Genomic DNA, 22,073 nt, shown 5'->3' on the forward strand with positions numbered 1-22,073 from the left:
AACCGTGCAAGCAGCTATTCACCGCACACGGCTCAAGCAAGCCCCAGAGGCTCGCTGGCAGGCAAAGTTACTGAACTCGTTGTCGCAGCGGCTCCATTCCGCCGCTGACAATGGGTGTGGAGGAGACGGAGTCGTTGACCGTCCGGCGTGCTCCCGTCCGGGAAGGCAATGTATTGCTTGGAGATCGCCTTCCGGATGACAACCCGCCACGCTTCCCATTCTCCTGGGCTTTGTGGCGGGTGGTCGGCGTGCAGTAGGAGCCCTCCGCAGATTGAGCAACGGCCGTGCTGTGCCTGTAGGAGACGCACGGTCATTGCGTCGACTGGCAGAGGAATTCCCTTGCGTCGCCGCTGAGCCCAATATGGCTCCAGGGCCGCTGGGTCGTCCGGGGACGCCTTCCCCTTGACCAACTGGTGCCGGACTATCTTCGTCCAGGAGAACTTGAGCAGGTAGGCACCGCTGTCGCGATCACCGAACACCCACCGGTCGTTCCTGGATCTGTTGAACCGGCCGAAGTACTTGTCGGATATCCAGTGCTTCGGCTTGTTCGGGTGACTGTGCTTGGCGCACTTGTAAGCGAGTTTCCACATGTGATTGTCCAGCGCCGTGAAGATCTCGCTGGACACCACCGTCCGGTAGTAGGCCGACCAACCTCGCACGATCGGGTTGATCTTCTTGAGTACCGCACCGGCGTTAGTTCCTCGCAGGGCCACCATTTCGGTACTGAGCCGTTCTCGTATCCGTCTCTGGGCCGCTGTGCTCGGTTTGATCAGCAGTTTGCCGTGATAGCGGCGGACGTTGAACCCCAGGGAGTCGAATCCGCTCTCCGCGTGGACGATGCGTGTCTTGTCCTCCTGGAAGGCGAGTCCCCTGGGCGTCAGCCATGCGGCCAGCCGTTTCTTGACCTGCTCGGCCTGTTCACGGCTGGTGCACATCGCGACAAAATCCTCTGCGTACCGCACCAGCACGGGGCTGCCGCTCTGCGCGCTTCCGGCGTCTCGGCCGGTCGTGTAGTAGCGGACCCCTGCGGCTTCCTCTCCATTCCGTGCAGCGCCACGTTGAAGAGCAACGGGCTGGCTTCCCCGTTGCTGGCGAATATCGCGCTGCACGTTCTCGATGAGGCGTGGCAGAACGAAGGCCTCCGGCTGGGGATGCTGGTGAGGTACTGCGATGATTTCGTAGTCCTCTCGCCGACGGAGCAACGGGCCCAACAGGCTCGCGAGTTAGCGGCACGAGTGCTGGAACAGCTCGGAATGCGATTGCACCCCGAGAAGACCGGCATCGTCTGCCTCACCCGAGGCGGGCAGGGCTTCGACTTCCTCGGCTTCCACCCGGGACAAAGTCCGCGCGGCGACCGCTCGTTTGAAGACTGAACGGCCGGCATCCGCCGTGGTAGCCGATCTCAACCCCGTGCTGCGGGGCTGGGCCGCGTACTTCCGTAACGGCGACTTCGGACGGAAGTTCAATGTGGTCGACGGCTATGTCCACGAGCGGCTGGCGATCTTTGCCAGCGGGAAACACAGACTTGCCGGCAGGAACTGGACCACCCGTTTTACCTATGGGTGGATCACTCGGCTCAGTGTCTACCATCTTACCGGAAACGTGCACAGGGGGACGGCGCATGCCAGCCTGTGAACGATATCGGAAAGCCGTGTGCGGGAGAACCGCATGCACGGTTTGAAGCGGCGGGGACTGGAAACGGAGCATCAGCCACCGCACCAGTCCCCGACCCTACTGAGGCGAAGCTTGGAATCGACGTCGAGGTCGTCAACAGAAACCCTGAAACCCATGGCTTTCATGCCGTCAAAAGGCGCTGCGTAGTGGAGCTGAGTATCGGCTGGATCATAGTGCATCGCCGTCTCGCCCGCGACTACGAGACCTGCCCAGCAGCTCCGAGACCATGATCCACGTCGACTCGATCGATAACATTGCCAAGCGCGTAACGGACGGAACCACGCCCACCTGGCGAGGTACCTACTAGAAAATAAAGGGCAATTCGTTCACGCTAAGGCCCTTTGAAAGGCATCTACTCGAGCACTCGCCAACAGGCTGAGTAGAATCTGCTCAGTCGCGAAAAGGTGGCGTGTGATGTTGTAGGGGTTGGAGATGGTTGGGGCGGCACGCGCCGGAGGCGGCGGGACGTCTTTTGATCGGATCCCTGCAGGGCGGACCGCCTTCGATATTTGTCTGGCCCTGCTTGCTCATGGTGTGTAAGCATTCAGTGAGGATTTTCAGCAGTAGCTCTCAAGGGTGAGGACGGCTTTGGCTGCGGTGGTGGGCCAGGTGGGGCTGCAGCGGGCTTTGCGGAAGATCCGCCAGGTCTTCAATCGGGCCATGCTGCGCTCGACCGGGTAGCGCAGGCGGGCATGAGCCCTGTTCAGCGATAGCTGCCGGCGGTTGAGTTCTTTGCCGGGAGAACGTCGGATCGGGGTGGTGATGGTGCCGCCGGCACCGGGGTAGCCGAGGTCGGCCAGGACCGGGATACCGAGTCTGCGGCAGGTGTCGATGGTCCGGTGGGTGCGGGCGGCGGTGAGGTCGTGGGTGCGACCGGGCAGCGCCTTCGAGATCCATACGATGGTGCCGTCCGGATCGGTGACGACCTGCAGGTTCACACCGTGACGCCGGTGCTTTCCCGAGTAGTCCCCGCGGCCGTCACCGACCCGGTCGCACTCCGCGAGGGTGCCGGCGCGCCAGCAGGCCCACCACGGAGCGGACATAGGCGTGCGCGGTCCCGACGCTGATGCGGAAACCAGCGGCGATCTGGGCCAGCGTGGTGTGCTGGCGCAAGTACACGAGCGCGACAACCGCACGCGCGGACGGACGGAGCTTGCACCGGCGGTCACCCTCACGAAGGACGATCAGCATCGTGACCGTCTCCACGAGGGCATGCGGGAGGTCGAGTGCGGCAGGATACGTAATCAACGGGGCTCCCCGGCAACCGAGATCAGATGTCAGATACCTCTCTCAACTGCCTGGGAGCCTCGTCCGTTGCCCTGCCAGCCATCCCCTTGCATCACTCGATCAGTGGCCACCCTGAAAACGCTCAGTGACTCTTCCCAGTAAGCGCCCGTCGTTGTGGGCGCGCACGTCCCGGACACCGTCGTCCGCGCCACGAAGCCCCGCCTGGCCGGGCGGATGATCGCGCGAAGCGTTCCCGGCCTCCCGAGAACCGGGTATCGGCGCCTTCCTGGAGGAGAACCAACTGCCCTATGCGGTGAACGTGCAGGCCAACCACACGGTGCTGCCCCGTCCCGGCTGGCGGCACGCAGCGAGGCTGGTCCGAGCGGCATGCCGCCGAGGACGACGGGGTCACTCTGCCGTCCGGCCCCTCCCGGCTCGGCTCCCGGGTCTGGCAGTGGTGGGTACACCACCTCCCCGCCCCCGAGTCTGAGAGGGGCGAGGGTGCGTGGGCGCGGTGGTTCATCGCCCGACAGCGTCCGGAGACGCCCACTCAGCGTGACTACTACGTGGCGTGGGGCCCGCCCGAGACCGCCGTGGAAGAGCTGGTCCGCGTGCCCGAGGCCCGCTGGCGGGTGGAAGAAGCGATCAAGCTCGCGAAGTCGGCCGCCGGGATGGCCGACTACGAGGTGCGCTCCTTCCACGGCTGGTATAGGTACATCACCCTGGCCCAGCTTGCTGCGGCCTTCCTGGCTGTCCAGGCCGCAACGGCCACCGACAACGCGGAGCCCGGACCCGGCCCCGAACGTATCGCGGAAATCCTGCACGCCGGCCTGGACGCGCCTGCGAGCACACACCGGGGCCTCGCCGACCCCGCCAGCCATGCCGGCACCGTCCCCATCGCGTTCACGGAGATCGCCAGACTGCTGTCGGTGTTGGCACCCCCGGCCAGCCCCGGCCGAGCGGATCCGCCACGGCCTGCACTGGTCACGGTGGCGACGCCGTCACCAAGCCGTCGCCCGCCCGGGCCTGTTACCGGCGGCGCAACCGAGCCCGCGAAGTCGGACACCCCACGGCACGACCACCACCCACCACTCCCCGAACTACAGCGAAGCCGCCGATCTCCAGCTCGAGGACTGTCCCGAGTTGGGTGGAGCCGAGCTGCTTGGTTTCAGGCTACTGGTGGGGTGCGGGGTTCGTACTCCACGGGGTGAGCACGCCCAGCGCGGAGTGTCTGCGCTGGCGCTTGTGGAAGATATCGGCACTTGCGCGCCCAGGCTCCTGGGCGTCCACGGTGTCGCTTCGGCCACGGCCGCTGGTCTTGCTGAGGGTAGCCGGTGACAACCGCGACCGTCTGGTCAGCGAGGCATCGTTCGCCGCTCTGTGCCATGCCAGCCCCATCCTCACCGACCGCGCCTGCGTAGGAGTCGGCCCTTGGATGACGACACCGCTCAGGTGCCCACCCGGCCGCGAGCTAGGGCATGCCCCTTCACGCCGAGTTTGTCGGCAAGCCCGTTGCGGGTGGTGACGCCAAGTTTGGTGTAGGCGTGCTGGAGGTGGTTGTCGACGGTGCGTATCGACAGGCTGAGAGCGCAGGCGATGTCTTTGCTGGGGGTGTCAGCGGCGGCGAGCAGGGCGATTTCGCGTTCGCGGGCGGTGAGTGGGACGGTGACCTCCGTGGTGGCTAGGAGGGGGGTGCGAGCGCCTTCGCAATGCCTCCCGGCACGGGCTGCCTGATTGGCTGCAGCGGCGGCCTTGCGGGCCTGGCCTGTGCGGCGCCATACGGCTGCGGCTTGTGTCGCGGCCTCGGCGGCAAGTAGTTCGGCACCGAGGTACTCGAGTTCGTCGGCAGCTGCTATGAGCCGTTCGGGGTAGTCTGAGGCCAGGGCACCCGCCAGATGGGCGCGAGCGGGAGAGAAAGGGCCTTCGCAGACCTCGACCAGTTCGCAAAGCCGGGTTGCGACATCCTTTGCGCCGCCGAGCCGGGCAGCATCGGTGAGCAACATGGCCTCTGAGGCGAAGTACCCGGTCTGCTGTGCGGTTGCAGCGGCTTCGATCAAAATGATTCGTGCTTCGTCGGTGTGGCCATATGCGGCCTGGAGCCATGCCTCGCCGAGGGATTCCTCCGAGGTGGACAGAAAGCCGGGAGGGGCGGCCGGGGTGTTGCGCTGCTGGTCCAGGGCTGTTTGTGCCGCGTTCAGGTCGCCGAGTACGGCGGCGCAGGCGGCGAGGCCGCTCAGCGCGGGCCTCAGCGCCATCGGGTAGTCAATCGTGCGGGCGAGTCCTGTAGCTTCCGCGAACCAGTGGCGTGCCGTGGCTGCCCTGCCAGCCAGCCATTCAACGCGGGCGGCGACCAGAGCGATCCACACGCGTTTGAATGTGCTCGAGGCAGCGAGATCGCTGAAGGCGGATCGGCCCGCCGTACGGGCTTCGGCGAGGCGGCCGGTCTCGCCTAGAGCGAGTGTCAGCGGGATGCGCTGTATAGCCGGGGGAGAGACCAGGGTGAACTCGTTGACGTGCAGGTGCGCACCGTGCGCGCGCTCTGACAGGGCCAACGCCGCCAACCCGCGGCCTGTCAGAGCCAAGCCGGTCGCCTTCAAAAGCGCGCACCGCAACCATGCACTGATGTCCGTAGCCTGAGCAGGATCGGTTTCCATCTCCTCCAGCAAGGTCAGTCCTCGCATGGGTTCGCCTGCGGCGATCCGTAGGAATCCCTCGTTCATCTCCAGACTGCGCCGGCAGCTTGCGTCGGTGGCACGGCTCAGGGCAGCGCCGTTGACTGCGAGTGCCTTGGATGCTCCGGCGTGGCCCCATAGAAGGCTTCTGGTCCGCAGCAGTGTCACGGCGAAATCATCCTGCTCCCTGATGACAGTTCGGTGAACATCGGCGAGCATAATGTCCACATCGTCCCAGTTGCCGGCCTGGAACAGGGCTTCGGCTAGCATGAGGCGCGTGGTGACGGTATGGAATGCCTCGGGAAGGGCCCGAAGGAGAGCGATCGTCTGGGGGTAGTCGTAGGCGTGTCGGGCCAAGGTAGCTGCCCGTACGAGGAGTGGTGGGTCGGCTGTGCCAGAAGCGGCCAGCGTCCACGTGGCGACCTGCAGCGGGTCTTCCCGGCGACGTGCCCCCCAGGCGGTAGTCCGTTCTATCTGCTTCAGCAGGATGCCGCGACGCCGGGGGGCTGAGAGACCTGCTCGCAGCACCTCTCCGTAGAGCGGATGGGCAAGGGCTACTGTGGTGCGTCTCTTGCTCTGAATCGTTTGGATCAGCCCTTGGCGCTCGAGGTCTACGAGAGCCTCTAGTGGGGCGACTTGCTGAGCGTCGGCCAACGACAGGGGCTCGCACATCGAGAGCAGCTCGAGAACAGGCACGCCCGTAGCGTCGGCACCACGCAACCGTGCGGCGATCAGCTCGGTCAGCTGCGCCGTGCGCGGCGGCCGAGCTTCGACCAGTTCCCACACCTCCCCGTCGCTCGCCAGATCGCCAGAAGACAGGGCGCCGATAACCAGCTCTCGCAAATAGAGGGCGTTGCCGCCGCTGGTCACGTACAGCTCGTGCACGCTCCGCCGTCCCACCGGGCCGCCCAGACTGGCGCAAAGCAGTCTTTCAACCTGCGCAAAGCTGAGGTCCGCCAGATCGATGCGGTCCACCCTCTCGCCGTACGCCAGGGCCTGTACCGCGTCATTGACCGGTTCACCGGTGCGGACGGTAGCGAGCAGACGGATGGCACCACTGTCCATCAACTGCCTCAGCAACACAGCTGACGCGGCGTCCAACAGGTGCAGGTCATCTACCAGGACGACCCTACGGCGCCCCGGCCCAGCCAATGCGGTGCCCACGGCTGTGAAAGCCTTGACCGGGTCAGAAAGATCCACACCAGCTGGGATCAGATGTGCTATCGCACCCAAGGGCACAGTGGCCGCGACCGCGCTGGCTGTTGCTCGCCTGCCTGTAAACCCGGCCCGCACAGACGTGGCCAAGAACTCTTCGGCCAGTCGCGACTTCCCCACTCCTGCCGGTCCGCAGATAACAAAGCCGGAGCTGCGCTGATCCGACAAAGTTCTTGCGAAGACTTGGAGTTCCCCTTCTCGCCCCACCAGCGGCCATTGCGAGTCGCGCGTCTTGGTCTTCACTGGCGTACCTCCGAGCCGGCGCGATGTGACCTACGAGCCGCCTAGGTTGGGTCGCCCCTGTTGACGATCCCGTCTACGTAAGCTTAACCGTCTCCAGGCATCTGTTGAAGACTCCGGGATCGAGCACCTCCATCGGCTGCCGAATGAAAGGAAGAGACGTGCCCACGAGTTGCTTCCATGGGTATCGAAGGGCATCTCACCTAAACGCCTTCAGAACGCCGACGCTACGACTCCGACAAGGCCCGCACCCTGCTCGATCCAGGCAAGCCGGAGGTGGCACGTGGAGCGCACTCACGCCTGGCAGGCCGCCTTCCACCGCCTCGCCCGCTGCTACGAGCCGAGCCACCGTCATCGACGCCTTCCACGACATCACAGACATGATCATCACCGTCTGCAGCCTGATCCGCCAGGCCGAGACCACCCACCGCTGGGACGAACGCCCCCACCGCAGACCACGAGTAGCCGCCTATCTGCGGAACCTCTAAGCTGGCGCAGGCAGACGCAGCGCTGGAGCGCTGCCCAGCCACCGGCGCATCGGTTCGGCCCCGCTCTGCGACAGGTAGTGCGGTGTCCGTGTTTGCAGGACGGCAAACGGGCCGCCCGGCGCAGTCCGCCGCGGCTTCGAAAAGATCCGCCCGCGGCAGCACTGCCGTCGAAAGGCGGCGACCGATCCCCAACCGACGGTTTCAGAGAGGCATGACCGCCGCCGGAACGGGCGGACCCAAGGAGACTAATGCAGACATTCGTCCTAGTACACGGCGGTTGGCGTGACGGTACCGCTTGGGATCCTGTAATCGAACATCTTGGTAATCTTGGTCATCTCGCATATGGACCGACTATGGCGGGCCACGGAAACGACGTGAACAAAGTCGTAAGCCACAACGACTGCGTCTCGTCCATTGTTCAATTCATCGTTGAGCACGACTTGACCCACGTCGCACTCCTTGGTCACAGTTTCGGTGGAAGTGTCATTGCACGGGTGGCCGAAGAAATACCCGAGCGCCTTCGAAGGTTGATCTTCTGGAATGCCTTCGTCCCTCAAAATGGAAACTGCGTACTCGACGAAATGCCTCCAAGTTATCGCGACCTTTTCTCAACCCTGGCAGCACAGAGTGACGATAATACAGTCGCGCTGCCCTTTGAAGTCTGGCGGGAAACCTTTATGCAGGACGCCGACCTCGAAACCGCACACTCGATCTACTCGACACTCTCACCCGAACCGCTCCAGCCTTTCGTGGATAAGCTTGACCTCACTCGGTTCTTTGAGCTTGAGATCCCTAAAAGCTTCATCAACTGCATGGAAGACACCGCTTTGCCGCCGGGAGAATGGGGATGGCACCCTCGCATGTCGCAACGTCTCGGGATGTACCGTCTCGTGCAAATGCACGGTAGCCATGAGGCTGCTTTCATGAGAGCCGAAGAACTTGCCCGAAAGATAGTCGAAGCAGGCCGTGACTGACCCTCGATCCACCGCGTGACGGTCGGGCTATGGGCAGGGGAACGGGAAGAGGTGCCTGCTGACCTGGGGTGATGGGAGTTCTCTACGCTTCCGTCAGGCCCAGCCAGTAAGGCACCTCGTAGGTGAAATCCTCCCACAGCCCGTCGGCGGTGTTCGCCGCGTTCGACGAACCGAATCTGATCGCGCATGCCGGGCTGGTCCCGGCGATCCGGCTGCGGTGCGGCCTGCCCGCTCTGGTGTCCGAGAAGGTGAAGCTGACCGGCGCGAAGAACGGGGCGGGCACGCCCGCGGACGCGAAGGCGATGTCCGTTCTGGCCGGGATACTGATCTTTGATGCTGCGTTTGATGATCTGGTCATGTTCGGCATACCGGGTGTATGGGGACTCGAACTCGCAGGCTGTTGAGCCCAGTTGAGCTGGAGCGGCGGCGCATGCAGGCGGCTGATTTATTCGAACAAGGGATGCGGCAGAGCAGGGTCGCGGAGGTGCTCGGGGTGACGCCGCAGGCGGTCAGCCTGTGGCGTCGGGCCTGGGCGGAGGGCGGCCGGGCGGCTCTGCTGTCCAAGGGGCCGGGCGGTAACTCGTATCTGAGCGCGGAGCAGGAGCGGGAGCTGGAGGGTCTTCTGCGGGCAGGGCCGACGGCGTACGGGTGGGAGGACCAGCGGTGGACGCTGGCCCGGGTCGGGGTGCTGATCGAGGAGCGGTTCGAGGTCAGGTACGAGATCTCCGGGGTGTGGCGGTTGCTGGATCGCCTGGGCTGGTCGTGGCAGGTGCCGAAGGTGCGGGCCGTGGAGCGCAATGAGGAGGCGATTGCCGCATGGCGCACGGAGACGTGGCCGGCGGCTTCCCATCCGCGCAGGTCACCGCCGTCGGCGGGTGGGTCTGCTTCGAGGACGAGGCCGGGGCCTGGCTGAACGGGCCGGTCCGCCGCACCTGGGGCAAGGCCGGGCAGACCCCGGTGCTGCGACTGTCCGGGAAACGCAACGACAAGATCAGCATGGTGGCATGGGCCTGCTTCAAGGACGGCGAGAAACCCCGGATGATCTATGCGGTCAAGCCGTCGGGCGGCTACACGAAGAAGGACTTCCCCCGCTTCCTCGCCATGCTGCACCGCCGCCTGGACGGCCCGGTCACCATCGTCTGGGACAACTACTCCAGCCACATCAGCAAGCACGTGAAACAGTACGCACAGCGGCAGGACTGGCTCACGATCATCCAAATGCCCTCCTACGCACCGGAGTTGAACCCCGTCGAGTTACTCTGGGCGCACGCCAAGGAGAAGATCGCGAACCGGGCGTTCCGTTCGATTGACGAGCTCCACCAGGCCACGAAGAACACCCTGCGCTACATCCAGCGTCACCCCGAACTCCTCATCGGATTCCTGGCCGGGACCGGCCTCGAACTCGCCCCACCCGCATCAAGCCCGTAATCAAAGATCAGTAGTGGCGGGCGTGGACAGCATCGACGACCTGGATTTCCTGCGGTACGGCGGTCTGCCGCGCCTGTTCGGCGGGGTACGGGCCCCGTCCACGCTGGGCAGCTTCCTGCGGGCCTTCGCCTGGGGGCATGTACGCCAACTCCATTCCGTGACAAGGGCGTTCACCTGCAGTCTGGCCGCGCATCGGGCTGGTGGCGAAGACGGACGAGGTGGTGTTCGTGGATATCGGCTCCAAGGTCAGGCAGGTCTACGGGCTGGCCAGGCAAGGCGCCTCGTTCGGCTATACGAAGGTCCGGGGCCTGCACTTCCAGATCGTCACCGTCCAGACGGGCACGTGCGCGCCGGTCATTGTCGCCACCAGGCTGCGCAAGGGCGCGGCAGGCTCTGGCAAGGGGGCGGCGAGTCTGCTGTGCGAGGCGCTGGCCACGGTGCGGGCGATGGGGATCACCGCGCAGATTATCGTGCGCGCGGACTCGGCGTACTTTCCCCACAAGGTTGTCGACGCCTGCCGCAGGGCCGGTGTCCGCTTCTCCCTGGCGGTCGCGGTCAAGAAAACGGTCCGCGAGGCCATCGTGAACATCGCGGAGGATGCCTGGACGCCGATCGAGTACACCGCTGCGGTCTGGGACGACGAGGATGAGCGCCGGGTCTGCGACGCGGAGATCGCCGAGATCCCCTTCACCGCGTTCACCAGTAAGAAGAAGCAGTTCCACACCACGTCCCGGCTCATTGTGCGGCGCGTGAAACGCTCAACCCCTAGAGCGTCCCTGAAGGCCAGGCCGAGCTGTTCGGCGTCTGGCGCCACCACGTCATCTTCACCGACAGCCGCTTCGACGGAGGCATTCATCCGCGCAGGGACGTAGAAGCGGGCGCCCAGTGCCCGGCAGGCGTTGATGACATCGGCGCCGTAGAACGCGGAGCCTGCCCGCAGTACCAGCAGGCCACTCGCGCCGCAGGCGCGGGCGGTGCGGATGGTCTCGACCCTGATGGTTAATTCGGGGTCAAGCCGCGAGGGCGAGTTCGAGGCGGGCGAGGTGGCTGGTCCTGGTCCGGTCCATGGGGTGGCCGTTCCACCAGGCGTGGAGTCGGATGAGGTTGAGAGCGACGGCCGAGTAGACGTGCTCGAGGTGCGTCCGGGCCAGGCCGCGGTAGCGGGCACGGCGGTGCCGGTGACCGCGACGGCCTGGCGGATGGTGCCCTCGACGCCTGCTCGTCGTCGGTATTCGTGCTGCCAGTCACGGGTGGCCTGGGCGAGGCGGGCGGTGTGCTGGAGCTCGTGGAGTTGGCGGGGCAGGACGGTGAGCTGCCGGTATCCGGCCTTCGAGGTGGTGCGCCGGCCCCGGGCCGGGCACGGCTGGCAGGTGGTCTTGGCGAACTTGATGACCACGGCGTCGGTGCCGCGCTGGGTGCAGGGGCTCCAGGACGAGCTGGTGCGGCCCTGCGGGCAGACGGCGTTCTGCTGTTCGAAGTCGATGGCGAACGCGGCCCGGTCGTAGCCGGCACCGGCTCTGGCCTGGGGCGAGCAGTCGCCCAACAGCGGGCTGATCAGCACGGTGCCGAAGTCCTTGAGCGAGGAGGCGACAAGCGCCGCGGAGGGATAGCCGGAGTCGACGTAGTGCTCGCCCGGAGCCAGTTTCCGGCCGGCCAGGGTCTGGTGGATCGGCTCGGTCATCGACGCGTCCGGCACGGTGGCATCGGTCGTGGCCACGTTCGTGACCAGGTTCGGGGCGCGGTTGTCGCCATCATCGTCGTCACAGGTCTCGGACAGGTGGATCTTGTATCCCAGCCAGAACAAGTCCTCGCCCTTGGCCGCCCAGCGGGCGTCGGTGTCGTACGGAGAGCCGAGACGGACTCTGGCCGGCGGGAGACCGTCCTCGTCCGCCGCCCGCCGCCGCACCTCCCGTCCTCTGGGGGTGTCGGTGACCTGGTAGTTCTGCACCAGTACGGTCCGCAAGACCTGCACCGCGGGCAGCTCGCGCAGCCATCCCGGCACGTCGGCGCGGTAGACCGCTTCCAGCAGTGTGACCGCATCCGTTCCGAACGCGACGGCCAGGTCGGCGCGCTTGGACGCGGTGACGGGCAGCCGCCAGGAACCGACCCGGGCCGCATAACGCCTGGACCATGGTTCGACGTCCACGACCGTGGCGAGCCAGCCCGGTGCCGCGGCCGCAAGCGCCTCCAGCACGGCCCGCACACTCTCACCGGCCAACTCCAGGCGGTTCATGTCCCGCACCGCGCTGATCACGTGAGTGGAGTCTGTCCGCTGCTTCCCGCCCGGCTTGACCAGGCCCTTCTCCTTCAACGCGGCCAGCAGCAGGTCCAAGGCCCGCTCCTCCAGGCCGTGCTCGACCACCCGGGTGCGGAACTCCGACAACACCGACGCGTCGAACCCCTCGTCCGCCAGGCCGAGCCCGAGCGCGTATTTCCAGGTGAGGTCCTTGCGGGCGGCATCGGCGGCCTGCCGGTCGGTGAGGTTCTCCACCATTTGCAGCACCGTGACCAGCGCCAGCAGGCCCGGCGAGAGTGCCGGTCGGCCCCGTGCACCGAACGCACCGGAGAACTCCGTGTCCGGGAACACCTCGGGCAACTGGTCCCGGATCGCCACCGCGAGCGGCGGCTCCTTACGCGCGTATATCTTCCGCACCGCCGCAGCGATCTCCGGCGACGGTTCCGGCCACGACCGCGGCGACATCGACAAAACGAGCCCCTCCCCGGCCGGACCCTCCCGGCACAGGAGGAGCCTGCCCACCCACTCCCACCAGCACCCTCAGCCGCACGAATTAACCATCAGGGTCGGTCTCGGCCACAAACGCGGCCGCCCCGCGCGCGGAGTTCGAGGGTCCCTTGCGCAGCCGGGTGGCGGCGGTCACCGGGGCGGCCAGCGGCGTGGAGACGATGCCGAGGAGTGCGTTGAGGCCCTTGACCTTGCTGTATCCGTAGCCGACGCCCTGCTTGGCGTAGCCGTAGGTGCGGCGGATGGTGTCGTCGATGTCCACGTAAGCGACCTGGTCCGCGCCGGCAACAGCGGGGTGTGACGGGCCAGTGCGGGAAGGAACCGGCGGGCCACGGCGTGCAGTTGCTTCACATGCCCGTGCGTGAAGGAACGCAGGAACGACCCCAGCGTGGACGGTGCCCGCACCCCCGGCGAAGAGGCGGCCCATCGCACCCTGCCGCAGCCGGTCCATGTCCTCGATACTGAGCCTTTTTCATCCTCAGTCTGAGTTGGCCAGATGGAGGGTGAGGACGGCTTGGACGAGGCTGGTGATTCGGGCCGTCGCGCACCGGAGTTTACGGAGGAGCCGCCAGGACTTGAGGGTGGCGATGGCCTGTTCGACCAGTGCCCGGACCTTTGCGTGGGACCGGTTGACGGCCTGCTGTCCGGCGGAGAGGCTGTCCCATCGGCCGCGGTAAGGGAGGCGGACGGTGCCGCCTGCGCCCTGGTAGCCCTTGTCCGCCCAGCAGTTGATGCCGGCCTCGGCGAGAGCGTCGATGATGCCGTGCTCGCGTGCGGCCCGGACGTCATGGACGGCACCGGCCAGAGCCGGTGGAGCCCACAGGAGGTGGCCCTTCGGGTCTGCTAGTAGGACTCCGTTACGTCTGCCTTTCGGTCCTGTTTGGGGGCATGTCGGGGGTGTGGACGAACATGAAGTGAACCGGGCCCGGGCGAAGTTGGGGCTATTCGTGGCGGATGCGTTCGCCTCGATGCCGCGCAAGGATCAGCGGGCCAAGAGCGACTGCTACCTGCGGGGGCTGATGCTGGACGGGCGGCGTAAGTCGACCAGCCGATGGCGGAGCGGCTGCCGGACGGCAACGAGCAGAATCTGCAGCAGTTCGTGAACCAGTCGACGTGGGATCCGGTGCCGGTGCGGCGGCGGATCGCCGAGCGGATGGTGCCCCAGGTCGGTGCGGATGCCTGGGCGGTCGATGACGTGTCGTTCCCCAAGGACTGTCGGCGTACGGACTTTTCTCCCCAGCCGTGTACGGGCGAACGTCCCCAGCTGTCAGGCCACTTCGGTCTCTCGCTCGATGGCCTGGAGTCGGTTCTTGAGCCGGTAGCTTGGACCGTTGATCGCGATCACTTCGCAGTGGTGCAGGAGGCGGTCGAGGATGGCGGTGGCCAAGACCTCGTCGCCGAAGACCTGGCCCCATTCGCTGAAGGTCTTGTTCGAGGTCAGGATGACCGAGCCCTTCTCGTAACGCTTGGAGATCACCTGGAAGACCAGGTTCGCCTCGGCGCGTTCGAGGGGCTGATAGCCCACCTCGTCGACCACGAGAACGCTCGGCCGCAGATAGGTGCCGAGTTTGTTGACCAGCCGTCCGGCCGACTCGGCGGCCTTCAGGTTGCGCACCATGTCGTCGAGGCTGGTGAAGTAGATCGAGTAGCCGGCCCGGCAGGCCGCGACAGCGAGGGCGACGGCGATATGTGTCTTTCCGACCCCGGGCGGCCCGAGCAGGGCGGCGTTCGCCTTGCCGTCGACGAAGGAGAGGCTGGCGAGGTCTTTGACCTTGCGCGGGTCGAGCTCGGGCTGGAAGGAGAAGTCGTACTCGTCCAGCGTCTTGTGGTGTGGCAGCTTGGACAGTCGCAGGCCCTGGCGGAAGCGGCGGTCGTCGCGGACGGCGAGCTCTTCGGACAGGACCAGGTCGAGGAAGTCGAGGTAGCCCATCTTCGCCTCGTCGGCGCGGCGGGTGTACTCGTTGATGGTCTCCGCCAGGTGGGGCAGGCCGAGCTTGCCGGCCGTGGTGCGGATGCGGTTGCCGGTCAGCTCGCTCAAGAGGACTCCTTCGTCGGGGAGTTGGTGGTGAAGGGGCGGGTGCCGGTCAGTTCGTCGTAGACCGACAGCGGCCGCCGTCCGACCTCGACACGGGTGGCTGCGGCCCGGTTCAACAGGGCCTGCAGCGGGCCGACTTGACCGCCAGCAGGTGGTTCGCGACGCGGTGATGGTGTCACCTCACCGGTCGTGGTGCGACGCCCCTTGCCAGTGGGCAGGCCGTCCCAGTGCGTCTCCTCGACGACGCGGACGCCACGGCCGACCGCCCGTGGATGGGTGGACAGCAAGGTCTCGCCGCTGGCATCGGGGACGGTCGAGTGCAGCATGACCTGGGACTTCGTCGCCCGGATCTCGACGAGCTGGCGGGGGCGGACCTTGCGTGCGGGCACTGAGTAGAGGTTGCCGCCGAAGGCAACCAGGCAGTCCTTGCCGACCGGCCGCAGATGACGCTCGGCCACCAGGTAAGGAGTGGGCGGGAGCGGTTTGAGGGCCGCGTGGTCGCGGGCGGCCCGGATCCCGATGACTTCCCGATGCGTCTTGTGGATCTGGTCCCGTCGCCTCGGCACCCAGGCGGAAAACGCGGCGTCCATCTCCTCGAGCGAGGAGAATGCCCGCCCGGACAGGACATGGTCACGGACGATGAGGACCTGACGCTCGACCCGGCCTTTGCCGGTGGGCCGGTATGCAGCCAGGACGTCGATGTCGAAGTCGTAATGCCCGGCGAAGCCGACCGCTTCGGGGTGCAAGGGGACAGCCTCGCCTGGTGCGACGTGCCGACGCACGACGGTCTTGGTCCGGTCGTAGACGATCGTCATCGGCACCCCGCCGAAGTGCGCGAACGCCCTCCGGTGACAGTCGAAGAAGGTCTGCAGATCCTGGCCGGTGGTGAAGCAGCAGAAAGGGTCGCGCGAGTACGACAGCACCATGTGGAACGAATAGACCTTGGGGATGCCCATGTGGGTGAGGATGTTGCCCTCGTCGCCCCAGTCGACCTGGGCCTGAGCACCCGGGACGACCTCGAAGCGGCGGTGCAGCCCCGCCAACTCCTTCGGCGTGATGCCGAGATCCTCGGCGATCCTCGGGCGGGCCTGCTGGACGTAGAGCTTGACGCGCTGATAGTTGCCGGCGAACCCGTACTCCGCGGCCAGTCGCTCGTGGATCACCGACGCTTTCATCAGGATCTCGGCCCGCAGCATGGCATCGACCAGCGGCGCGAACTCGTCGATCTTCCTGGGCACCAACTGGCCACTGGCCGAGCGACGCGGCGGCGTCGCCGGACCCGCGAGGTACTTGCGGACCGTCTTGCGGTCCAGCCCCGTCTCCCGGGCGATCTCCGACAGGCTCATCGCCCCGGACTCCAACAACCCCCGAAACCGCCGTAGTTCCGACCAGCGACGTGGATCCAAGACCACTGCCAACCACCCCCTGCCGCAGCACAGACTACGCAGCAGAGTGCCGACCAACGATCCTCACCGCCTCAGGAACTGGCCGCATTCATCCGTACGCGGGTGGGGACGTTCAGGTGTACGCCGACAAGGACGGGAAGATGTCGGTGGCGGTCGCCCCCCAGTACTGCGGGGCGCTGGGCAAGCAGGCCAACTGTCAGGTCGCGGTGAGTGTGCACGCGGTCTCCGACACCGCGTCGTGTCCGCTGCAGTGGCGCCTGTTCGTGCCCCGGGAGTGGGCGCAGGATCCGGTCCGCCGGCGCAAGACCGGGATCCCGGAGGAGACCGGGCACCGGGAGAAGTGGCGCCTGGCTCTGGACACTGGTGATGAGCTGGCGGAATGGGGTCTGGTTCCGCCGGTGCTGGTGGCCGACGCCGGCTACGGGCAGAACGCCGACTTTCGCGACGGGCTGGACAGCCGGGGCATCGGATACGTGGTGGCGATCCGCTCGGATGTGGGCGTCCACCCGCACGACGTGCAGCCCGCCGCCTCCGCCTGGTCCGGCAGCGGCCGCAAGCCGCAGCCCCGTTACCGCGACAAGCCGTCCCCGGTGGCCGCACTCGCCGCCGGCCACGGACGGCAGGCCTTCAGCGAGGTGACCTGGCGGGAAGGCTCCCGCGGGCCGATGCGCTCACGCTTTTTGGCCCTGCGGGTGCGGCCGGCCGGGATCAAATCCCGACGCATCGCTCAGGCCGCCGCCGGCGACAACAGCTGGGACGGCGTCCTGCCTGAGCTGACGCTGCTGGCCGAGTGGCCCGCCGGCGCCGAAACACCCACCGACTACTGGCTGTCCAACCTGCCCGCCGACACCCCGATCGCCGAACTGGTCCGTCTGGCGAAGATCCGCTGGCGCATCGAGCACGACTACCGGGAACTCAAGCACGGCCTCGGCCTGGACCACTTCGAGGGCCGTTCCTGGAACGGCTGGCACCATCACGTCACCCTGGTCACCGCCGCACACGCCTTCCTCACCGAACAGCGCCTGGCCCCAAAAGCCGATACAGCCAACTCACCCTCTACCAGACCCTCGACGCCATCCAGGACCTGCTGAACTGCTGGACCGGCACCTGCACCACCTGCCACCGCCCCCTGCCCAGAACGGCCACCAGCCCGAACTCAAGATCCAGAGCAACCTAACGGAGTCCTACTAGTGTGATGCGCCAGAAATGACCAGACTAAGTCTGTTTCAGGTTTCAGTGGTCGGCGGGTTGATTTTGGTGAGGTAGTCGGCGAGGGAGTTGAGGATCTCGTCGGCGGTTTTGGTCCAGGTGAAGGGCCTGGGGTTCTCGTTCCATCCGTCGATCCAGGCCCTGATGTCTTGCTCCAGTGCTTTCACGGAGGTGTGCACCCCGCGGCGGATGAGCTTGTCCGTCAGCAGGCCGAACCACCGCTCGTCGGGTAGGACCGCTGCATTGCTGCAGCGGTCCCCCCTCAGAACCGGCCGTGCCCGCTTTCCGAGCAACCGGCTCAAGCAAGCCCCTTGGGCTCGCGGGCGAACAGAAGTGCTGGTCACCGGCCGGGGCCAGTGGCCAGCCGACGCTGGCAGTGGGTGTGTATCAGGCGTGAGGCGGCGGGTTTGTCCGGCTTGCCGTTGCCCGCATCGGTAGTGATCGCGTGTTTGCGGATCGCGGTGCGGGTGACCTTGAGCCACTGCTCCCACTGGTCGGGGGTTTGCGGCTCGTGGTCGGCGTGCAGCAGCAGCCCTCCGCAGAGCGGGCATCGGCCGTCTTGCATCTGCAGCAGATGCAAGGTGCCTTTGCCCAGCGGGAGTTTGCCGCGGCGGCGCCGCTTGGCCCAGAAGTCGGCCAGGGCGGGATCGTCGGTTGACGCTCTCCCTGGCACCATCCGGTGCCGGACGATCGGCGTCCAGGCGAACTTGTAGAGGTAGAAACCGCTGGTGCGGTCCCCGAATACCCATGTGTCCTGCCTGAACGGGTTGAACATGCCGAAGTACCGGGCGGTCACCCAGCGCATCGGCTTGTTCGGGTGGGAGAACTTGGCCCACTTGTAGACCAGTCTCCACACGTAGGCGTCCAGCGAGTTGAACGCCCGCTTGGACACCCCGATCCGGTAGTAAGCGACCCAGCCCTTGATGATCGGGTTGAGCTTGGCGATCACCGCGTCGGCGTTGGCCCCTCGCAGGGCCAGCACTTCGGCGGCAAGCCGTTCCCGGATCCGCCGCAGGGCCGCGTTGCTCGGCTTGGTCAGCAACTTTCCGCGATAGCGTCGGATGTTGAACCCCAGGAAGTCGCAGCCCTCATCGAGGTGGACAATGCGCGTCTTGTCCTCATTGAAAGCCAGCCCCCGGGGCGCGAGCCACGCGGCCAGCCGAGCCTTGACCTGCTCGGCCTGTTCCCGAGAATGACACAGGGCGAGAAGGTCGTCGGCGTAGACGACCAGAACCGGAGAATCGCGCGCCAGAATCGTGGCATCACTGCCGAGAGCCTGGTAGCGGACTCCAGCGGCCTTTCCCATTCCGTGCAAGGCGATGTTCAACAACGCGGGACTGATCACCCCGCCCTGGGGAGTTCCCTCCACCGTCGGGGTGAACCAACCTTTCTCGACCACACCGGCCTTCAGCCATCCGGCAACCATTCCCCTCGCGGGAAAGTCCCCCAATGACGCGAGCAGGTGATCGTGGTCGATTCGGTCGAATGCCGCTTTCAAGTCAGCGTCGAGCACCCACAGGCGTTTAGCATTCTTGCCGCTCGCCGTCGTGTGGATGGCAACGATCGCGTCATGGCAGCCGCGACCGGGGCGAAATCCGTAGACCTTCGGTTCCAGCCGTGCCTCCCACTCGGGCTCCAGTGCATTCAGCGTCAGAGCTTGTAGGCATCTGTCTGCGATCACGGGAATTCCGAGTGGGCGCTGTTTCCCATTCGCCTTGGCTATATACACCCGCTTGACGGGCTTGGGCTTCCACGGGGCCGCGTCATGCTGGACCCAGTCGGCCAAATCGGCCTTTCCCTGGGGCAGCAGGACGACTTTCCCGTCGATGCCCGCCGTCTTGCGGCCATCGTTGACCTCCGTGACCCGCCGCACACTCGCGAGTGTGTTGGCGCGGGAGCGGAGCATCAACTTCTGCAGGTTCCGGACCTTGGCCAGGTCTCCTGCCTGCGATGCCGTAAAGATGCGTTGCCGCAGACGCCGTACGTCGTCCTCGACCTTCCGCCAGTCGATCGACGGCCAGTCGGTGATCTCGTCCTCCGGTCCGTTCGCCATGCCGGCTGCGGTCGCAGCGGCTTGCGCCGCCCCAGCCACGTGTGTCGTCACGGCGTCCAACTTGCCCTTCGGTTCAGGTGTCTTTGGTCATCGTTTCTTCACGGGCTCACCAGACCCACGTCAGCACCTTTTCAGGTCGAGGCATCGGCCCCTATCCGGCCAGTTATGCGGGAACCGCCGACGGAGGTGTCGGCATATGGTTCCCGGTTTCCTGCTGCCTTTCGGCGACCGGCATTCGCTTGTTGGGTCTTCCTGCATCCGCTGGAGAGTTGGGCCTTCCTCGCGGTTGGCTTACCAGGCCAGAACTGCATTGCCTGGACTCCATCGGGGTTGTCACGTTCCGCATGAGAGAGATGCTGCCGGGGAGGGCGCCCTCTGCACCCCGGGGACGGCGGTGCACTCCCGACCGGTCAAGTATCTCCAGTCGGCGCCTGCCGCTTTCCAACGGCCAGTCCCTATCTCCCGCTGAAACAACCCATCGGCGAGAGTGATCATGACGAGGCATCATCAAGGGTTCATTCGCATTCACCCGTCCGGCATTTCCCAGCCTGTAACCCCCGGATGGAACGAGGATCCTTGGGCATTTCCTCAGGCTTCGCACCCCGCGATTACTCGCAACGCACGCTGAGGCGGGAACGAGCCTTGCACACTGGCTCGGGTCCTACACCTTCGACATCGGCCGAACCTCCTTGGTGATTACCACTCTTCTCAAGCGACTTCGTGTCGCACGACCTGGTTGATCCAGGAAGAGCCGGTTGGGGTGAAGTGCAGTTCGAACCGCGGGTGCTTGGCCAGCCAGGCCTTGATCGCAGGGGTCTTGTGGGTGCCGTAGTTGTCCACGATCAGGTGGATCTGCAGGTGCGCGGGCACCGCCTTGTCGATCCGGATCAGGAACTTCTTGAACTCCACGGCCCGGTGCCGGCGGTGCAGGGCGGTGATGACCTCACCGGTGGCGACGTCGAAGGCAGCGAAGATGGTGGTCAGGCCGTTGCGGACGTAGTCGTGGGTGCGCCGCTCGGGCATGCCCGGCATTATCGGCAGCACCGGCTGGGACCGGTCCAGGGCCTGGATCTGCGACTTCTCGTCCACCGAGAGCACCACCGCACCCTCGGGCGGGTTGAAGTACAACCCCACGACGTCATAGACCTTCTCCACGAACAGCGGGTCCGTCGACAGCTTGAACGTGTCCGCCAGATGCGGCTTGAGCTGGAACTGCCGCCAGATCCGGCCGACGGTCGACTTGGACAGGCCGCTGTGCTGGGCCATCGATGTCCGCGACCAGTGGGTGGCGTTCTTCGGGAGCTGTTCCAGCGTGGTGACCACCACCGCTTCCACCTGGTCGACGCTGATGGTGGGCGGTCGGCCCGGTCGGGGCTCGTCGACCAGTCCGTCCAGTCGCTGGGTGAGGAAGCGTCGCCGCCACTTGCGGACCGTGTCCGCGGTCACCCGCAGATCCCGGGCGACCGCGACGATCGGCGGGATTTCCGGCCCCGCGCATGCCAGCACGATCCGTGCCCGCAGGGCCAGGGCCTGGGCCGATGTCGCCCGGCGCGTCCACCGCTCCAACTCTGCCCGCTCGTCATCAGACAGCAGCAACGGCTCGAGTTTCGGGCCCCGACGAGGAACTGACGCACCAGCAGTAGAAGTCACACCACTACTAACGAGCAACTACTGGCGCAGGACACTAGTGCTGGATTCCTCTTTGGCTGGGTATATGTCCTGGTGGCGGGGTAGTTGCGGGTGCTCGGGGGCGGGTGCTGGGCGATGGTTTTATGGGCACGACCGGAGCGTGACGAGGACGAGCGGGCCGTCGTTCGCAGGTTGTCGCGGGCACGGAAGGCTCCTCGGGATGTGGTGATGCGGGCCCGGATGATCGAGCTGAGCTGGTCGGGGCTGCGGGTTTCTGCGATCGCTGCGGAGCTGGGCTGCAGCCCCAAGACGGTCCGCTGCTGGCTGCACCGCTTCAACCGCCTGGGCCTGCAGGGACTGGATGATCTGGGCGGGCAGGGTCGCAAACGACGGATCACCGAGGAGGAACGATCCCGGATCATCTCCCTGGTCAAGACCGTCCCGCCGGGACGACTGCGGTGGGAGCCCGTCGGGGAACTGTGGGCCTTCGACGAGTCCGGACCGGCCGAATGGACGCTGGATTCCCTGGCCGCAGCAGCACGGGCCGAAGGAATCGAGGTGGGCCGCTCACAGGTCAGACGCATCCTTCTCGCCGAGGGCGTGCGCTGGCGCCGCACCCGGTCCTGGATGCGATCAAAGGACCCGGACTTCGTCCCAAAAGGACAAGGATCATCGGCCTCTACACCCAGCCACCCGACGACGCGACGGTGATCTGCGCCGACGAGCTGGGGCCGGTGATCCCCACATCGGCCGCAGCGATGAGCTGATCCTTGGCGGTCTCCAGGGCGACGGTGAAAGACGCGCGGTCTGGATCCGTGCCGGGGAGCGTCTCGACGGCCTCGACCATCGCCCGGCGCAGCGCCTGGTAGACGGTCAAGTGAGCCCAAAGCTCCTGCTGGATCCCGGTCGCGTCCTGAGAGCGCAGTACCAGACCGCGTTGCAGGTGTGCCGGGGCGAGTAGAACGCCGAGTCGATCTCCCATCGTTCGTTGTAGAGCTCCACCAGTTCGGCGGCGGGGTGGCGTCGCGACCTGTGGACAGCGACCGGACAGCGCATGAGCACCTGACCCGCGCGACCGCC

At 66.1% G+C, this 22,073-nt stretch carries 14 protein-coding genes and 11 pseudogenes; 12 read left to right on the forward strand and 13 right to left on the reverse strand.

Translation table 11 applies throughout. The features are described from left to right. Positions 1–32: 32 nt before the first annotated feature. Complete coding sequence (locus OG985_RS44910) at positions 33–1,109, reverse strand: group II intron maturase-specific domain-containing protein (protein WP_371674146.1); 1,077 nt, start codon at positions 1,107–1,109, stop codon at positions 33–35. Between OG985_RS44910 and OG985_RS44915 the strand changes: the two genes are divergently transcribed. From OG985_RS44915 to OG985_RS44925, 3 genes and pseudogenes are all read left to right on the forward strand, one after another. Next, positions 1,086–1,373 (forward strand): reverse transcriptase domain-containing protein, encoded by a 288-nt coding sequence (locus tag OG985_RS44915; RefSeq protein ID WP_371674147.1) that lies wholly within the window; start codon positions 1,086–1,088, stop codon positions 1,371–1,373. The genes OG985_RS44910 and OG985_RS44915 overlap by 24 nt on opposite strands. Next, complete coding sequence (locus tag OG985_RS44920; RefSeq protein WP_371674148.1) at positions 1,363–1,635, forward strand: group II intron maturase-specific domain-containing protein; 273 nt, start codon at positions 1,363–1,365, stop codon at positions 1,633–1,635. Before OG985_RS44915 ends, OG985_RS44920 begins: the two co-directional genes overlap by 11 nt. Before the next feature lie 104 nt (positions 1,636–1,739). Beyond that, positions 1,740–1,981, forward strand: a pseudogene (locus OG985_RS44925) (IS5/IS1182 family transposase); the annotation flags it as partial. A gap of 250 nt (positions 1,982–2,231) precedes the next feature. Here OG985_RS44925 and OG985_RS44930 read toward each other — a convergent pair. Together OG985_RS44930 and OG985_RS44935 are read right to left on the reverse strand one after the other, a co-directional pair. Further along, positions 2,232–2,922, reverse strand: a pseudogene (locus OG985_RS44930) (transposase family protein). A gap of 1,427 nt (positions 2,923–4,349) precedes the next feature. Then, positions 4,350–7,031: a LuxR C-terminal-related transcriptional regulator gene (locus OG985_RS44935; RefSeq protein ID WP_371674149.1), complete on the reverse strand. Its 2,682-nt coding sequence runs from the start codon at positions 7,029–7,031 to the stop codon at positions 4,350–4,352. Between the two features lie 256 nt (positions 7,032–7,287). Here OG985_RS44935 and OG985_RS44940 point away from each other — a divergent pair. The 5 genes and pseudogenes from OG985_RS44940 to OG985_RS44960 form a co-directional block, all read left to right on the forward strand. Continuing rightward, a pseudogene (locus OG985_RS44940) lies at positions 7,288–7,516 on the forward strand (hypothetical protein); the annotation flags it as partial. 248 nt (positions 7,517–7,764) lie between these two features. After that, positions 7,765–8,490, forward strand: a complete 726-nt coding sequence (locus OG985_RS44945; protein ID WP_371674150.1) for an alpha/beta hydrolase — start codon at positions 7,765–7,767, stop codon at positions 8,488–8,490. A 149-nt stretch (positions 8,491–8,639) separates the two neighbouring features. Continuing rightward, complete coding sequence (locus OG985_RS44950) at positions 8,640–8,894, forward strand: hypothetical protein (protein ID WP_371674151.1); 255 nt, start codon at positions 8,640–8,642, stop codon at positions 8,892–8,894. Between the two features lie 26 nt (positions 8,895–8,920). Continuing rightward, positions 8,921–9,403: a winged helix-turn-helix domain-containing protein gene (locus OG985_RS44955; RefSeq protein ID WP_371674152.1), complete on the forward strand. Its 483-nt coding sequence runs from the start codon at positions 8,921–8,923 to the stop codon at positions 9,401–9,403. Continuing rightward, on the forward strand, positions 9,307–9,918 hold the full coding sequence (locus OG985_RS44960) for an IS630 family transposase (protein ID WP_371674089.1): 612 nt from the start codon (positions 9,307–9,309) through the stop codon (positions 9,916–9,918). The genes OG985_RS44955 and OG985_RS44960 overlap by 97 nt, the downstream gene beginning before the upstream one ends. A 7-nt stretch (positions 9,919–9,925) precedes the next feature. Here OG985_RS44960 and OG985_RS44965 read toward each other — a convergent pair whose 3' ends face one another. Further along, positions 9,926–10,057 carry a hypothetical protein gene (locus tag OG985_RS44965; protein ID WP_371674153.1) on the reverse strand — a complete coding sequence of 44 codons (132 nt, stop codon included), beginning with the start codon at positions 10,055–10,057 and terminating at the stop codon, positions 9,926–9,928. Positions 10,058–10,145: 88 nt separating this feature from the next. Between OG985_RS44965 and OG985_RS44970 the strand changes: the two genes are divergently transcribed. Then, positions 10,146–10,790: a transposase gene (locus tag OG985_RS44970; protein ID WP_371674693.1), complete on the forward strand. Its 645-nt coding sequence runs from the start codon at positions 10,146–10,148 to the stop codon at positions 10,788–10,790. Between the two features lie 138 nt (positions 10,791–10,928). On the opposite strand, the pseudogene OG985_RS44975 reads toward OG985_RS44970, so the two are convergent. The 3 pseudogenes from OG985_RS44975 to OG985_RS44985 all read right to left on the reverse strand — a co-directional run. Continuing rightward, a pseudogene (locus tag OG985_RS44975) lies at positions 10,929–12,619 on the reverse strand (transposase). Between the two features lie 106 nt (positions 12,620–12,725). Beyond that, positions 12,726–13,124: pseudogene (locus OG985_RS44980) on the reverse strand (IS1380 family transposase); the annotation flags it as partial. A gap of 15 nt (positions 13,125–13,139) precedes the next feature. After that, positions 13,140–13,520, reverse strand: a pseudogene (locus tag OG985_RS44985) (transposase family protein); the annotation flags it as partial. Between the two features lie 40 nt (positions 13,521–13,560). Between OG985_RS44985 and OG985_RS44990 the strand changes: the two are divergent. Continuing rightward, positions 13,561–13,874 (forward strand): annotated as a pseudogene (locus OG985_RS44990) (transposase); the annotation flags it as partial. Positions 13,875–13,928: 54 nt separating this feature from the next. On the opposite strand, the gene istB reads toward OG985_RS44990, so the two are convergent. Both istB and istA read right to left on the reverse strand, forming a co-directional pair. Further along, positions 13,929–14,699: an IS21-like element helper ATPase IstB gene (istB, locus tag OG985_RS44995; RefSeq protein WP_371674154.1), complete on the reverse strand. Its 771-nt coding sequence runs from the start codon at positions 14,697–14,699 to the stop codon at positions 13,929–13,931. Next, positions 14,696–16,108 carry an IS21 family transposase gene (gene istA, locus OG985_RS45000; RefSeq protein ID WP_371674155.1) on the reverse strand — a complete coding sequence of 471 codons (1,413 nt, stop codon included), beginning with the start codon at positions 16,106–16,108 and terminating at the stop codon, positions 14,696–14,698. The genes istB and istA overlap by 4 nt, the downstream gene beginning before the upstream one ends. A gap of 116 nt (positions 16,109–16,224) precedes the next feature. On the opposite strand from istA, the pseudogene OG985_RS45005 reads away from it, so the two are divergent. Then, a pseudogene (locus tag OG985_RS45005) lies at positions 16,225–17,193 on the forward strand (IS701 family transposase); the annotation flags it as partial. 135 nt (positions 17,194–17,328) lie between these two features. Here OG985_RS45005 and OG985_RS45010 read toward each other — a convergent pair. From OG985_RS45010 to OG985_RS45020, 3 genes and pseudogenes are all read right to left on the reverse strand, one after another. Then, a pseudogene (locus OG985_RS45010) lies at positions 17,329–17,535 on the reverse strand (IS630 family transposase); the annotation flags it as partial. A gap of 116 nt (positions 17,536–17,651) precedes the next feature. Further along, positions 17,652–19,364: a group II intron reverse transcriptase/maturase gene (ltrA, locus tag OG985_RS45015; protein WP_371674221.1), complete on the reverse strand. Its 1,713-nt coding sequence runs from the start codon at positions 19,362–19,364 to the stop codon at positions 17,652–17,654. 723 nt (positions 19,365–20,087) lie between these two features. Next, positions 20,088–21,014 (reverse strand): annotated as a pseudogene (locus OG985_RS45020) (IS630 family transposase); the annotation flags it as partial. A gap of 207 nt (positions 21,015–21,221) precedes the next feature. Between OG985_RS45020 and OG985_RS45025 the strand changes: the two are divergent. Further along, positions 21,222–21,704, forward strand: a complete 483-nt coding sequence (locus OG985_RS45025) for a helix-turn-helix domain-containing protein (RefSeq protein WP_371674156.1) — start codon at positions 21,222–21,224, stop codon at positions 21,702–21,704. 31 nt (positions 21,705–21,735) lie between these two features. Here OG985_RS45025 and OG985_RS45030 read toward each other — a convergent pair. Then, positions 21,736–22,019 (reverse strand): annotated as a pseudogene (locus tag OG985_RS45030) (IS4 family transposase); the annotation flags it as partial. Positions 22,020–22,073 lie beyond the last annotated feature (54 nt).

It is taken from the genome of Streptomyces sp. NBC_00289 (genome assembly GCF_041435115.1).
Lineage (GTDB): Bacteria > Actinomycetota > Actinomycetes > Streptomycetales > Streptomycetaceae > Streptomyces.